We start from the raw sequence: 14,421 nt of genomic DNA on the forward strand, positions 1-14,421 counted from the left end.
CGGCATGGCCCCGACACGGGCCGGGTCGGCGGCCCGTACCCTCATTCAGCCGCGCCGTCTGACCACAGGAGCCCCCGCGTTGAGCGACCAGACCACCCTGGAACGGGAGATCGCCGTCGAACAACGGCATCTCGACCGGGTGTACGCCCGGCTGGCCGAACTGCGTCGGTCGGCCGCCGACGCCGAGCGGGAGGGCTACCGGCTGGCCCGGGTCGGCAACTTCGGCGCGCTGGTCGAGCGGGACGCGATGGTCTTCCACGCCGCGCAGCGCCGGCACGTGCTGGACGCCGAGCACGAGGGGCTGGTCTTCGGCCGGCTGGACCTGCGTACCGGGCAGATGCTGCACGTGGGTCGGCTCGGCGTGCGCGGGGAGAACGCCGAGACGCTGGTGGTGGACTGGCGGGCGCCGGCCGCCGCCGCGTTCTACCAGGCCACTCCCGCCGAACCGCAGGGCGTGGTGCGGCGGCGCACGATCCAGTCGTCCGCGGAGCAGGTCACCCGGATCGAGGACGACCTGCTGGACCCGGAGTCGGCGCCGCCGGAGATGGCCGTGGTCGGCGACGGCGCGCTGCTGGCGACCCTGTCCCGGGCCACCGGCCACGGCATGCGGGACATCGTCGCCACCATCCAGCGGGAGCAGGACGAGGCGATCCGCTCCCCCGCCGGCGGGGTCACGATCGTCTCCGGCGGCCCGGGCACCGGCAAGACGGCGGTGGCCCTGCACCGGGCCGCGTACCTGCTCTATTCCGACCGCGCCCGGTACGCCGGCGGCGGCATCCTGGTGGTCGGCCCGTCGAGCGTGTTCGTCCAGTACATCGCCTCGGTGCTCCCCTCGCTCGGCGAGGAGACGGCCACCCTGCACTCGCTGGGTTCCCTCTTCCCCGGCGTGTCGGCGAACCGGACGGACCCGCCCGAGGTGGCGGCCGTGAAGGGGTCGCTGCGGATGCGCCGGGTGCTGGAGCGGGCGGTCCGGGACGCGGTGCCCGACTCCCCCGGCGAGCTGCGCCTGCTCTACCGGGGTGAGCTGCTCCGGCTGGAGCGGGCCGAGCTGGACGCCGTCCGGGACCGGACGCTGTCGCGCGGCGCGCGCCGCAACGAGGTGCGCCGGGCGGCCTTCGACGCGGTCCTGGCCGCGCTGTGGGCGCAGGCCCGCCGCCTGCGGATCGGCCGGCTGCCCGAGCAGCCCGCGTTCGAGGACGAGATCATCGAGCGGCCGGAGTTCCGGGAGTTCCTCAAGGCCTGGTGGCCACGGTTGCACCCGCGCCACGTGCTGGGCTGGCTGGCCCGCCCGGAGCGGCTGCGCCGGTACGCCGGGGGCGTCCTGTCCGGGGCCGAGATCCGGCTGCTGACCGAGGCGTACCGGAGCCTGGACGGCGAGGGGCTGACGATCGCCGACGTGGCGCTGCTGGACGAGCTGGACGCGTTGCTCGGCCGGCCGGTGCAGCGGGCGAGGCCGAAGCGGGACCCGTTCCAGCTGGCCGGCGGCGTCCGCGAGCTGAGCACGGCCGCCGACCGACAGCGCGCCGCCCGGGCCGCCGCGCGGGAGCGCCCAGAGGACTACCGCGACTACGCCCACGTGGTCGTCGACGAGTCGCAGGACGTCTCGCCGATGCAGTGGCGGATGGTCGGCCGGCGCGGCCGGCTGGCCTCCTGGACGGTGGTGGGCGACCCGGCGCAGACCGCCTGGACCGGCGACCCGCAGGAGCTGGCCCGGGCCCGGGACCAGGCGCTGGGCCGGCGCCGCCGCCACCGGTACGAGCTGACCACCAACTACCGCAACTCGGCGGAGATCTTCGCGGTGGCGGCCGCGGAGATCCACCGCGTACACCCGGATCTGGCGTTGCCCACCGCGGTCCGTTCCACCGGGGTGGCCCCCGTCGAGCGGACGGTGCCCGCCGCCGACCTGCCGGCCGCCACCGCGGCGGCGGCGCGCGCGCTGCTGGCGGAGGTCGAGGGCACGGTGGGCGTGATCACGCCGGTGCCGCGCCGGGACGAGGTGGCCGGGTGGCTGGGCGACCTGGGCGGCCGGCTCCAGGTGGTGACCAGCCTCCAGGCCAAGGGCATGGAGTACGACGGGGTGGTGCTGGTGGCCCCGAGCGAGATCCGGGCCGATCCGGGGTCGGGCGTCCGCACCCTGTACGTGGCGCTCTCCCGGGCCACCCAGCGGCTCACCACGCTCGACCCGGTCGGCTGACGACGGCGCCCCGTCCGGCGTTCACTTGCACACATAGCGATGTGAGCATAGATTGAGCCCGGCCGGGGCGGCGGACGAGAGGGTGTGGGCGTGGGCGCAGGTCATGACCACAGCGGCGCGGTGGCCAACGCGGCGCAGCGTCACCGTGGTCGGCTCTGGGGCGCCTTCGCGCTGCTCACCGCCCTGATGGTGGTCGAGGCGGTGGCCGCCTTCGCCACCGGCTCGCTGGCCCTGCTCTCCGACGCCGGGCACATGTTCACCGACGTCCTCGGTATCGGCATGGCGCTCGCCGCGATCACCGCCACGCGGCACGCCGACACCGACCCGCAGCGCACCTTCGGGCTCTACCGGCTGGAGGTCCTGGCCGCGCTGGCCAACGCGGTGCTGCTCGGCGCCGTGGCGGTCTACGTCCTGGTCGAGGCGGTACGCCGGTTCGACGAGCCGCCGGAGGTGCTCGCCGGGCCGATGCTCGCCGTGGCGGTGCTCGGCCTGCTCGCCAACATCGGCGCGTTCGCGCTGCTGCGGGCCGGCGCCGAGGAGAGCATCAACCTGCGCGGGGCGTACCTGGAGGTGCTGGGCGACCTGCTCGGCTCGCTCGGCGTGATCGGCGCCGCCCTGGTCATCGCGGTCACCGACTGGTGGTGGGCCGACCCGCTGGTCGCCGTGGCGATCGGGCTGTTCATCCTGCCGCGCACCTGGCGGCTCGGCCGGGCCGCGGTCCGGATCCTGGTGCAGGCCGCCCCGGAGCACCTCCAGGTGACCGCCGTGCACGACCGGCTGGCCGCGGTGCCCGGCGTCGCCGAGGTGCACGACCTGCACGTCTGGACGCTCACCTCGGGCATGGAGGTGGCCTCGGCGCACCTGACCATGACGCCGGGCGCCGAGGTCGGCGAGGTACTGACGGCCGCCCGTACGGCCCTGCACGAGGACTTCTCCATCGATCACGCCACGTTGCAGATCGAACCCGGAGCGTCTCCCGGCGCGTGCGGCGCGGTCGAGTGGTAATTAGGGCAATCTTAAATCCAAGTGGTTATTGTGCATCTATGCCGGTTTTGTCCGGGACACCGGCTCCCACCAGCGGAGCCGCCCCGGCACAGCGCCGGTAGGCTCGACCGCGGCCCCCGCCGGGCGGCGCCCACCGGCGCCCGCGGTGGCCAGCGCCTAATCGCCCGCACGGGCGAGCCGGGGAACCACGTTCGTGGGGTGCATCCGCGTCAGCGGTAGGGATCTTCCGTCCCGAACCCGTCAGCTAACCCGGTCGGCGGTTGACGGAAGGACACGTGAATGCCCCCAGTGGCACCTGTACGACGGACGGTCGCCCGGTTGGCGGCCCTGCTCGTCGCGACGCTCGCCCTCGGCGTCGTGACCGCGCCGGTCTCCCCCGCCTCTGCGGGTGCGGCAGCTTCCCCGACCGGCCTGCTCGCCGCCGCGCCCGGCGACGACGAGGGCGGCACCCCCGCCCTGCGCGCCCAGCTCGACGCGGCCAGCAAGGGCTGGCTCGACGCACGCACCGCGCTGAACCGCTCGGTGACCCGGCAGCAGCAGCTCACCGCCCAGCTCAAGACGATCAACGCCGAGCTGACCGTGCGCGACGCCAAGGTCGGCGAGATCGCCGGGGTGGCGTACCGGTCCGGGCGGCTGGGCACGGCCGCGGCGCTGCTCGGCAGCACCAGCCCGGAGGGCTTCATGGATCGCGCGGCGGCGCTGGAGCAGGTGGCCGCCCACGAGGACCGGGTGCTCCGCGACCTCCTCGACAGCCGGGACGAGGCGACCCGCACGCAGACCGCCCTCACCGGTGAGATCCAGGAGCAGCGCAAGCAGGTCGCGGTGATGGCCAAGCGCAAGCAGCAGGCCGAACGCGCCCTGGAGCTGGCGAACGACCGGGCGTCCAGCAGCGGCGGCGGCAGCGTGCAGGGCACCTCCACGGCGAACGCGAAGCCGGCCCCGCGCCGGGCCGACGGCTCCTGGCCGCCGGAGTCGTGCAGCGTCAACGACCCGACCCCGGCCGACGGCTGCATCACCCCGCGTACGCTGCACGCGCTCCAGCAGGCCAAGGCCGCGGGCTTCACCCGCTACGTCTCCTGCCACCGGCCCAGCGGATCCGGCGAGCACCCGAAGGGGCGGGCCTGCGACTTCGCCGCGCAGAAGAGCGGCTTCGGCGGCGTGGCCACCGGCGGCGACAAGACCTACGGCAACAACCTGGCCGCCTACTTCATCCGCAACGCCGACGCGCTCGCCGTGCTCTACGTGATCTGGTTCAAGCAGATCTGGCTGCCCAGCAGCGGCTGGAAGTCGTACAGCGGGGGCAACGGCGACCCGTCCAGCGACCACACCAACCACGTGCACCTGTCGGTGTACTGATCGCCGCTCCGCCGGCGCCCGGCCTACGCCCCACGACGTAGGCCGGGTGTCGCCGCGCGGCCCACGACGCCACGCCCGCCAGGGCCGAGCATCGAGGGCATGACTCGACTCTCGCCCGCCGGACGCAAGGCCCTGCTCACCCTGCACCTGGTCACCTCGCTGGGATGGCTCGGCGCCGACCTGGTGCTGCTGGCCCTCGGCGTGGCCGGGCTGCGCGGGGCCGACCCCGAGGTGGTCTACCCGGCCGCCGCGCTGCTGGTCACCTGGCTGTTCGCCCCGCTCAGCGTGCTCGTCTGGCTGGTCGGGCTCGCCAGCGCGCTGCTCACCCCGTGGGGGCTGCTGCGCTGGCGCTGGGTGCTGGTGAAGTTCGCCGTCACCACCGTGGTGGTCGTGCTCGTGCTGTTCCTGCTCACCCCGACGGTCCGGCACCTCGGTGCGCTGGCCGGGGCGGCCGACACCCGTCAGCGCGTCGACCTCGTGATCCCGCCCACCGTCTCCAGCACGCTGCTGCTCGTCGTGACGGTGCTGTCCACCTACAAGCCGTGGGGGCGGCTGCGGCCGGCCCGCCCCGCGGTGCGGCGACCGGTGTCCGCGGGGCGGCGCGGCTGAGCCGGCGACCGGGTCAGGACGCCTGCCCCTCCAGGGTGGCGCCGAGCCGGCTGGCCAGGCCGAGGTGGGCCGCACGGGCCTGCCGGAAGGCGTAGCCGAACAGCGGCGCCGGGGCGGAGAGGGTGATCTCCACGTCGATGCGCACCACCCCGTCGGGCTCGTCGCGCAGCCGGGTGTGGTTGCGCACCGTGGTGGCCGGCTGCTGCCGGGCCACGGTCACGACCTCGTCCTCGTTGGCGACCAGCACGTCCGCCTGGTAGGTGACCGGGAAGTGCAGCGGGCCCAGCGCCAGCCGGTCGGTGATCGCATAGCTGGCCAGCGCCCCGGGGCGGGCCGGCAGTTGGCGGACCCGGACGATCAGCGGATGCAGCTCACCCTGCCGGCTCAGGTCACCGAGCAGGGCCACCGCGTGGGCCCTCGTGCACCGGGCCTGCACGGTGTAGCTGAAGCTGTCGCTGCTGAGCAAGCGGCACCCCCTCGCCGTCGTGGGTCCGCACGATCGTCCCGTACCGGAGCCGGGCTGGCAACGGGTCGAAAGTCCCCGGCCCGCGACAGGTCGGCGAGCGGGACTCGGTCAGGGAGGGGTGGGTCGATCAGGCGCCGGGGAGCACCTGGGGGGTGCTGTCGGCGAACCAGGGCTCGGGCGCGCCGAAGAGGCCGAGCAGGCCGGTCACCCAGAGCTGCCGGTGCACGAACCGGCTCGGCTCGGTGACCACCAGCTTGACGCCGCTGACCTCGCAGGTCTGGAAGCCGGCGACCATGGCGCTGATGCCGACCGAGTCGATGAAGGTGACGAGCCGCATGTTGAGCTCGATCCGGGAGGGCCGGCCCTTGGCGAGCACCTCGGCGATCGCTTCCCGCACCTCGTACGCGGTGTCGACGTCGATCTCCCCTCGCGGGGCGATCTGGACGACACCACCCGGCAGCACCGACTTCACGATCGACAGGCTCACGCGAGCACCTCCACTCGCCCGTACGGGCGCCTCATCAGTACGCGGGCCGCGACCGAGAGTATTCCTCCGACGGCCTCGGTCGCCACCCCTCGGGATGAGCAATTCGCGTACTGGGCACACCTGGGCATCCCAATCCGGACCTTCGGGCTCCTGTTTCCCCGCGGCGCGGGGTCCCAACCGGTCGATCGGCCGGGGTGGCCCCGGCCGATCCGCCGACCCAGGGTAGCGGGCGGGCGCACGTCCGGCTGGCACCCGCCCCCGGCGCGTTCGCGTGGTTCGTCCGGTCCCGCGCCGATCGGGCGCGACCCGGCCCGCCCCGGTGGGTTTGCGCCGGCTCCGGTACGGGCACTGGCCCCGGTGAGCGAACCGTCACGCGCCGGATGACACCCGGAGTCCGATCTGGCCGCCGGACTTCGGCACCCCGAGGAGGTAACACCATGTTCGGATCCACCCTGCTGGACCGCCGCAGCAAGACCGAGCGGGTCGCCGACCAGGCGTGGCAGCACCTGCTCTCCGCCGCCGGCTCCGCCGGGGACAGCGTGCGGGACGCCGCCCGGTCGGCCCGCCGCAACTCCTCCGGCCTCGCCGACGACGCCACCGACCTGGTCGGCTCCGCCGCCGAGGAGGCCCGCCGCCGGGCCACCCTCGCCTTCGACGCGCTGGCCGGCCGCCGGCCGGCGCTGCCCTGGACGCTGCTGATCGCCGCGGCGCTGGCCGGCGCGGCGATCGGCTGGGCCGCCGGCACCGCCGCGCGGGCCGCCGGCAGCCGCGAGCGGGACGTCGACGAGATCGAGTTCGTCGACGTCGACCGCCCCAACTCCCCCGCCGGCCTGGACGGCTGAGTTCCGGACGCGACGGTGGCCGCCCCCGGTGACGGGGGCGGCCACGCGCTGTTCGCGGTCCGGTCAGCGGGCGGTGCAGGAGAGCGCCGGCGCGCGGTTGCCGCCGGTGTACGTGCCGGTGAAGCCCGCCGTGGTGACCCCACCCACGCCGAGGCTGCCGTTCCAGCCGGCGTCCCGCAGCGTCACCGCCGACCCGGTCTGCGTGTACGACCCGTTCCAGACCTGGGTAATCGTCTGGCCGTCCGGGAACGTCCAGGCCACGGTCCACCCGGCGATCGGGGCGGCGCCGGAGTTGCGCACCGTGACCTCGCCCTGGAAGCCCCCGGGCCAGGAGTTCGTCACCGCGTAGGTCGCCGCGCAGCCGGCGCTGGTCGGCGACGGGCCGGGCGAGCTGGGCGACGGGCTCGGGGAGGTGGGCGTCGGACCCGGCGTGGTCGGGGACGGGCCCGGGGTGGTCGGAGAGGGACCGGGGGTGGTCGGCGTCGGGCCCGGCGTGGCGCCGAGCCGGTCCGCCACGAGGATGCCCCGGCCGTTGGTGCCCAGGTAGACCCGGCCGTAGACGCGCGGGTCGCCGGTGAGGGCCTCGCCCGCGTTGCCGTACTGGTGCTGGTCGTCGTTGATCCGCACCCAGGTCGCGCCGGCGTTGTCCGACCGGTAGACGCCGTGGGTGCCGTCGACGGTGCCGACCGTGAACAGCGCGGGATAGGTCTGCCCCGGGGCGGCCTTCCCGAAGCCCACGTTGACCGCCGAGGTGACCCCGGCCAGCTTCGTGAAGCTCGCGCCGGAGTCGGTCGAGTGCCACAGCCCGCCCTCGCCGGCCAGCCAGACGTCACCCTGACGGCCGGGCACCGCCTTGACCTTGACCCCCGTCGTGGGCAGGCCGACCGCGGCGGTGGCGGTGAAGCTCGCGCCGCCGTTGGTGCTGACGTGGAACCGCCCGCCGCTGACGCCGTAGAACCTGTTCGGGTCGACCCGGTCGGACTCGACGACCGCGTTGGCCGGGATGCCGGTGGCGGCGGCCCACGAGGTGCCGAAGCCGACCGACCGGACCACCGGCTGACCGGCGTCGCCCGGCGCCCAGACGAACTGGCTGCCGTCGGCGGAGGCGGCCACCGTGCCGCCGCTGTTGATCCCCGACGGCTCGCCGCCCTGGAACCAGTTCGCCCCGCCGTCGGTGGAGAACGCGACGTGGCTGTCGCCGGGCCGGTCCGCGTCGGTGAAGTTGCCGGCCCGGACCAGCACCGCCGGCCTGGTCTCGGCGTAGTCGAGGCTCGTGGTGCTCGTGAAGATCGGCTGGGTGAACATCGTCGGCGGCACCGCGGCCAGGTCGGTGTGGCGGAAGCCGCCGATGTCACCGAGCGCGCTGACCAGCGGCGCGCCCGAGGGCGGGCTGACCAGGTCGAGCACCGCCGTCTCCTCCAGACCCCTGGCCATCGGCCGGATGGTGACCTGGCCGCCGGTGTCCCACTTCGTCAGGTCGGTGGTGCCGTAGACGGTGGCGCCGGTGCCGTACATCATCCGGTTGCTGTCGAACGGGTCGATCTCCAGCGACTCGTTCATCCAGCCCAGCTTCGGGCTCTCCTCCGGCGGGGACGGGTTGGTGCCGAAGGTCAGCCAGGGCACCGCGGAGATGTCCATCGTGTACTTCTTGGTGCGGTTCGGATAGCTGGCGAAGTCCCAGATCCGGGTCCAGGTGGCGCCGCCGTCGGTGCTGCGCCAGAAGATGGCGTCCGGCCACCAGGAGACCTGGGTGGCGACCATCAGGGTGTTCGGGTGCTGCCGGTCGATGGTCAGCCCCGAGTAGCCGAAGTAGGCGTCGGCGCTGGACGACGGGACCGGGCTGATCTGCGTCCAGGCGCCGGTGGCCCGGTTGAACTTCCACACGTCGCCCTTGCCGCCGTCGTACGGGCCGCCGGTGTCGCTGGTGGCGATGTAGAGGTAGCCGCCGACCGGGTCCACCACGCCCTTGTGGGCCAGGTAGCCGGTGGGCTGGCCGGGGATCCGCTGCCAGGTGGCGCCGCCGTCGGTGCTCCGGTAGACCGGGTTCTGCTTGTCGGCCACGCCCACGTAGACGGTCTGGGTGGCGCTGCCGGCCGTACCCGTGCTCTTGTCGAAGCTGACCCAGGTCAGGCCCTGGTTCTGGCTCTGGTAGCCGCTGCTGTCGTTCGGGTCGGCCCGGTAGTTGCCGACGTTGGGGAAGCTTGTCACCTTCGCCCAGGTGACGCCGTAGTCGGTGCTGCGCCACAGGCCGTTGCCGCCCTCGGCGCCGTAGTAGACGACGCTGTTCCGGTTGGGGTCCACGGCGAGGCGCTCCCCCATGCCCCGGCCGGGCATGTTGCCGCCGTTCTTGAACGGCAGCGCGGTGGCCTGCCAGGTGGCGCCCTTGTCGGTGGAGCGCAGGATCGCCCCGTTGTTCGGGTCCCAGTCGTTGGTGTACATGCCCACCGCGGCGTACACCCGGTTGGTCTGCACCGGGTCGGTGGCGAGGCTGACCACGCCGTTCCAGCCCCACCGGTCGGCGCCGACCCAGTCCAGCAGCGGCGTCCAGGACTGGGTCGACTGCTCCCAGCGGTAGGCCCCGCCGATGTCGGTACGCGCATAGACGAGGTTCTTCTCGGTCGGGTTGAAGACGATGCCGGGGACGAAGCCGCCGCCGTCGATCCGGACGTTCCGCCAGCTGTACGGCTCGGCCGACGAGGCGGCGGCCGGGGTGACGGGTGCGGCGGCGAGCGGCACGACGACGGCCGCCGCGGTGGCGGCCAGCGCGGCGGCGGCCACGCCGGCGAGACTTCTGCGCATGGGCGGTTTCCTCTCGGTTGCCCGTGGTGGAAGGGGAGCGACGTGTGCCCTGACGACGTCGACCGTGCGTGGGGAGCTGCCCGGGCTCCCCGTCGGCGTGCTGGCTCCCACAGCCGAGGGACATTCACCTTAACCGCTGCGCCGTCGATTATGGAAGCGCTCCCAACGCCGGGACACCCGGATCGGGTGAGGGCGGGTCACCCGGGGTGGACGCAGGATCGGGGTTGCGGGACTCCGTGCCGGCGGGGCCCGCCGCACCGCGAACCGATCCCCGGGAGGAAGCCAGCATGGCCACCGCCACGACCATCCGCACCGACCAGGAGATCCAGTCCGCCGTCCTCGACGAGCTCACCTGGGAGCCCCGGGTACGCCCCACCGAGATCGGGGTGACCGTCACCGAGGGGGTGGTGACGCTGGCCGGGTCGGTGGACAGCTACGCCAGGAAGTGGGCCGCCGAGCGGGCCGCGCACCGGGTGCCCCGGGTGCGGGCGGTGGCCAACGACATCGCCGTCCGGATCGCCACCTCGGCCGAGAAGAGCGACCCGGAGATCGCCGTCGCGGCGAGCCGCGCGCTGGAATGGGACGCCTTCGTGCCGATCGAGGCGCTCGACGTGACCGTCGCCGACGGCTGGGTCACCCTGCACGGCGAGGTCGAGTGGGAGTACCAGCGCCGGGCCGCCGAGCGCTCGGTCGCCCGGCTCACCGGCGTACGCGGGGTGAGCAACGGCATCACCGTCCGGCCGAGCGCCCGCCCCGACGGACGCGACCTGGCCGAGCGGATCGTGGACGCCCTGGCCCGCAACGGCGCCACCGAGGCGGAGGGGATCAGCGTGCGGGTGCACGGCGACACGGTGCTCCTGGAGGGGCTGGTCCACTCGGCCGGCGAACGCGAGGAGATCGAGCGGGTGGTGTGGAACGCGCCCGGCATCCGGGAGGTGCGGAACGAGGTGACCGTAGGCCGCTGAGGCGGCCCACCCCGGCCGGGTGATCCCGGCTCACCCCGGCGTGCGCGAGGCTGGGAACCATGACTGATCCGAACGCCACGCCGGATCGGCGGGTGATGGCCCGATGACCACGCCACTGCAGGTCACCACCGCCCGGCTGCAGCTACCGGTGACCGGGACGGACCACACCCGCGGGCCGGCCGAGGCGCCGGTCACCCTCGTCGAGTACGGCGACTTCCAGTGCCGGTTCTGCGGGGCCGCCCACGCCAACCTGGCCGAGGTGCTGCGCCAGCGCGCCGACACCGTCCGGCTGGTCTACCGGCACTTCCCCATCGCCAACGTCCACCCGTACGCGGAGAGCGCCGCCGAGACGGCCGAGGCGGCCGGCCGGCGGGGCCGGTTCTGGGAGATGCACGACTGGCTCTACGAGCACCAGGACCAGCTCGACCCGGTGCACCTGTCGCTCGGCGTGGAGCAGCTCGGCCTGCCGCCCGACGAGGTCGGCGCGGAGGTGGGGCGCCACGCCCACGCCGACCGGGTCCGGCAGGACTTCGTGGGCGGCATCCGCAGCGGGGTCGACGGCACCCCGACGCTGTTCGTCAACGAGGTGCGGTACGACGGCGGGTACGACCTGGCGGAGCTGCTGGCCGCCGTGGACGCGGCCGCGAACGCCTGAACCCCGTCGCGGTCAGATCAGCCGCAGCTCGCGCGCCCGCCGGACGGCCTCCCGCCGGCGGGTCGCGTCGAGCTTGCGGTAGATGTTGCGCACGTGGGTCTTCACCGTGTTGACCGACAGTGACAGCTCGCCCGCGATCTCCACGTTGGACAGGATGCTCTGCAGGTAGCGCAGGATCGTCAGCTCCCGCTCGGTGAGCGGCTCGTCCAGGGTCCGCTCCGGTCCGGCCGGGCGCTCCGGCGCCTCGTCGGCCCGCCGCTCGTCGGCCCCGCGGACCAGGTCGCTCACCGTCGCCCAGTGCGCCGTGCCGGCGTCGAGGTGCGCGGCGAGCAGGTCGCGGACCGCCGGCTCGGCGCGGGTGAAGACCCGCCGGTAGCCCTCCGGCTCGGCCAGGTCGAGCACCCGCTCCAGGATTCGCCCGGCGCCGCGGTCGTCGCCGGCGGCGCCGGTCAGCACCGCGTCGAGCAGCCCGGCGGTCAGCCGCACGGGCAGCGGCCAGGAGTCCGCGTCCGGGCCGGTCCAGTCGGGCAGCGCCCGGTCGGCCGCGCGCGCGTCGCCGGCCTCCAGTCGCAGCCGGGCCAGGGCCACGTCCAGGGCGGCCCGGCCGCGGCCGACCGCGCCGTCCGGCTCCCCGGTGACCGGCCCGCCCGCCCGGGCCGCGCCGGCCGGGGCCGCGCCGACCGGGCCCGTGCCGGGCGGCTCGGGTGGGGTCGGGGTGTCCGGCTGGCCCGCTCCCGCGTCGGCGAGCAGGGCGCGCGCGCTCTCCAGGTCCCCCACGGCGGCCCGCAGCTGGGCCTCGTCGGCAAGCAGCCAGGCAGCCAGATCGGGGCCGGGCGCCGTCTCCCGGGCCGCGGCCAGCGCGCGCAGCGCCGCGGCCGGCTCACCGCCGGCGGCCAGCAGCCCGGCCCGGCAGAGCGCGGCCAGCGCCGCCCCGCCCGGCTCCGCGGTCGCCGGGCCGGCCAGGGTGAGGTTCGCCGCGGCCTCCGCCGGCTCGTCGCGGTCCCACGCCACCAGGGCCAGCGCCAGGTACGCGTAACCGCAGTCCAGCCGCGAGGACCAGCCCTCGCAGGGCGCCATGGCCAGCGCCTCCCGGGCGGTGCGTTCGGCGGACCGGAGCGCGCCGTGCGCCGCGTCCAGCAGCGCCGACCGGCTCGCGCAGACCAGCTCGGTACGCGGCCGGCCCGCCCGCCGCGCCGCCGCCAGCGCGGCGGAGAAGTGCCCGGCGGCCTCGGCCAGGTCCCCCTCGGCCAGCGCCACCAGCCCGAGCGCGGTGCCCGCGACCGCCCGCACGTCCGCGTCCTCCGTGGCGCCGGCCCGCGGGTCGTCCCCCGGCGCGGTCGGGGCGGCGGTGGCGAGCAACCGCCCGGCCGTCCGGCGTACCTCGTCGTGGTCCCCGTCGAGCCGGGCCAGGCTCAGCTCGACCGCGGTGGCCAGCCGCCGGAACCGGTCCCGGCGCGGGGTGGGCAGGTCGCGGGCGTGCTCGACGGCCGCCCGCAGCCGTCCCGCGGCCGCCCTGGCGTCCCCGGCGTACGCCCGTTCGGCCGCCCCGGCCAGCGCCAGCTCGGGATCGCGGCGCACCGCCTCGACCGGCGGCTCGGGCGGGGCCGGCGCGGCACGCCCGTCCCGCTCGTACGGCGCCAGCTCGGGCCAGCGGGCGATCAGCAGCTCGGTGGCGCTGTCCCACTCGCCGCCGGCCAGCGCGTGCCGCAGCGCCTCGGCCGGCCGGTCGTGGCCCGCGTACCAGCCGGCGGCGCGCCGGTGCAGCTCGCGCAGCTCGTCGGCAGGGAGCCGGTCCAGCTCGTCGCGGAGCAGGTCGGCCAGGAGCGGGTGGCACCGGTACCAGGGCGGGGTGCCCCCGTCCTGCTGGACGAAGCCGCCCTCCCGGGCCAGGTCGGCCAGCACCTGACCGGCGTCGGGCCGCCCGGTCACGGCGTCGGCCAGGTCGGCGCAGACGGCGGCGGCCACCGCGCTGCGACGGAGCACCTCCCGGGCGGCCGGGTCCAGCGGCGCGAGCACCTCGTCGCGCAGGTACCCGGCGACGTCCGCCTGGTCGCCCGCGAACCCGTCGACCGCGCGGGCCGGGTCGGCCTGGGCGCGCAGCGCGAGCGCGGCGAAGCGCAGGCCGGCGGGCCAGCCCCCGGTCCGGTCGGCCAGCCGGGGCACCGCCGCGGCCGGCAGCGGCACGCCGTGCGCGACCAGCAGGTCGGCCACCTCGTCGGGGGTGAACGCCAGCTCCCCCGGGCCCACCTCGGTCAGCTCGCCGGCCAGCCGCCACCGGTGCAGGGCCAGCGGCGGGTCGGTCCGCGCGGCGGCCACCAGCCGCAGCCGTCCCTCGGTGTGCCGGAGCAGGAACTCCAACCCGGTCAGCGCGGCCGGATCGGACACCCGGTGCAGGTCGTCCAGGACCAGCAGCACCGGACGCTCCCGGGCCGCGAGCGCCGCGGCGAGCAGTTCGAGCTGGTCCGGCCGGGGCGGGCCGTCCGGCACCGGCGGCCGGGGGCCCTCGTCCGGGACCCCCTCGGCGGCCGCCCGCAGCGCCGCCGCCAGGTAGGCCCAGAGCCGCTCGCCGGTGTCGCCCTCCTCCACCGTCACCCAGGCCGGCGGCGGCTCGGCCCGCACGGCCCGGGCCCAGCCGGCGAGGAGCGTGGTCTTGCCCCAGCCGGCCGGCGCGAGGACCAGGGTGACCGGCCCGGCGGCGCCCTGGTCGAGCCGGTCCAGCAGCCGGGGCCGGACCAGCACCGGCTCGGGCAGCGCGGCCGGCGCCAGCCGGGACGCCAGCAGTGGCAGGCCCGCGGTCCCGAGGCCACCCGCCGACCCGCCTCCGCCCGGCACCCCGCCGACCCCCACCGCGCCGGCGCCCCCGCCCGGCGCGAGCGGCGGGTCGGCGACGTCCGTCGCCCCCGCCACGTCGGTCGGTGTCGCGGCGACCTCGACGCGGTCAGCCTCCTGCGGCATGCGGCCCCTCCCCCGGTCGGTGCGGCCAGCGGTTACCCGGCCCGGGCCGGTTCACCCCTTCCGGGCGAACCGGTGTCACCCGATCCGG

At 75.6% G+C, this 14,421-nt stretch carries 11 protein-coding genes and 1 riboswitch; of the genes, 7 read left to right on the plus strand and 4 right to left on the minus strand.

The window, feature by feature from the left end; translation table 11 throughout:
- Positions 1-79: 79 nt before the first annotated feature.
- The 4 genes from ACZ6PY_RS08415 to ACZ6PY_RS08430 all read left to right on the plus strand — a co-directional run bounded on the left by ACZ6PY_RS08415 (position 80) and on the right by ACZ6PY_RS08430 (position 5,164).
- Positions 80-2,194: a HelD family protein gene (locus ACZ6PY_RS08415; protein ID WP_466070400.1), complete on the plus strand. Its 2,115-nt coding sequence runs from the start codon at positions 80-82 to the stop codon at positions 2,192-2,194.
- Positions 2,195-2,284: 90 nt separating this feature from the next.
- Positions 2,285-3,199, plus strand: coding sequence for a cation diffusion facilitator family transporter (locus ACZ6PY_RS08420; RefSeq protein WP_466070402.1), 915 nt, complete (start codon positions 2,285-2,287; stop codon positions 3,197-3,199).
- Between the two features lie 143 nt (positions 3,200-3,342).
- Positions 3,343-3,473: riboswitch (cyclic di-AMP (ydaO/yuaA leader) on the plus strand.
- Positions 3,474-3,478: 5 nt separating this feature from the next.
- Positions 3,479-4,555, plus strand: a complete 1,077-nt coding sequence (locus ACZ6PY_RS08425) for a coiled-coil domain-containing protein (protein ID WP_466070404.1) — start codon at positions 3,479-3,481, stop codon at positions 4,553-4,555.
- Positions 4,556-4,654: 99 nt separating this feature from the next.
- Positions 4,655-5,164, plus strand: coding sequence for a hypothetical protein (locus ACZ6PY_RS08430; protein WP_466070406.1), 510 nt, complete (start codon positions 4,655-4,657; stop codon positions 5,162-5,164).
- Between the two features lie 13 nt (positions 5,165-5,177).
- Here the strand turns inward: ACZ6PY_RS08430 and ACZ6PY_RS08435 are convergent, their stop codons facing one another.
- Both ACZ6PY_RS08435 and ACZ6PY_RS08440 read right to left on the minus strand, forming a co-directional pair.
- The gene (locus ACZ6PY_RS08435; protein WP_262282193.1) at positions 5,178-5,630 is read right to left on the minus strand and encodes an SRPBCC family protein; all 453 of its coding nucleotides are present in this window, start codon (positions 5,628-5,630) and stop codon (positions 5,178-5,180) included.
- Positions 5,631-5,757: 127 nt separating this feature from the next.
- The gene (locus ACZ6PY_RS08440) at positions 5,758-6,117 is read right to left on the minus strand and encodes an STAS domain-containing protein (protein WP_313718855.1); all 360 of its coding nucleotides are present in this window, start codon (positions 6,115-6,117) and stop codon (positions 5,758-5,760) included.
- 437 nt (positions 6,118-6,554) lie between these two features.
- Between ACZ6PY_RS08440 and ACZ6PY_RS08445 the strand changes: the two genes are divergently transcribed.
- Positions 6,555-6,959, plus strand: a complete 405-nt coding sequence (locus ACZ6PY_RS08445; RefSeq protein ID WP_262282191.1) for a hypothetical protein — start codon at positions 6,555-6,557, stop codon at positions 6,957-6,959.
- Positions 6,960-7,022: 63 nt separating this feature from the next.
- Here the strand turns inward: ACZ6PY_RS08445 and ACZ6PY_RS08450 are convergent, their stop codons facing one another.
- Entirely contained in the window at positions 7,023-9,758 is a 2,736-nt protein-coding gene (locus ACZ6PY_RS08450; RefSeq protein WP_466070409.1) for a cellulose binding domain-containing protein, read from the minus strand.
- Positions 9,759-10,045: 287 nt separating this feature from the next.
- Between ACZ6PY_RS08450 and ACZ6PY_RS08455 the strand changes: the two genes are divergently transcribed.
- Both ACZ6PY_RS08455 and ACZ6PY_RS08460 read left to right on the plus strand, forming a co-directional pair.
- Complete coding sequence (locus tag ACZ6PY_RS08455; RefSeq protein WP_466070411.1) at positions 10,046-10,723, plus strand: BON domain-containing protein; 678 nt, start codon at positions 10,046-10,048, stop codon at positions 10,721-10,723.
- A 103-nt stretch (positions 10,724-10,826) separates the two neighbouring features.
- Positions 10,827-11,378, plus strand: coding sequence for a DsbA family protein (locus tag ACZ6PY_RS08460; protein ID WP_466070412.1), 552 nt, complete (start codon positions 10,827-10,829; stop codon positions 11,376-11,378).
- A gap of 12 nt (positions 11,379-11,390) precedes the next feature.
- On the opposite strand, the gene ACZ6PY_RS08465 is transcribed toward ACZ6PY_RS08460, so the two are convergent.
- Complete coding sequence (locus tag ACZ6PY_RS08465; RefSeq protein WP_466070414.1) at positions 11,391-14,333, minus strand: winged helix-turn-helix domain-containing protein; 2,943 nt, start codon at positions 14,331-14,333, stop codon at positions 11,391-11,393.
- Positions 14,334-14,421: the final 88 nt, after the last annotated feature.

Source organism: Micromonospora sp. NPDC048907 (assembly GCF_055586885.1).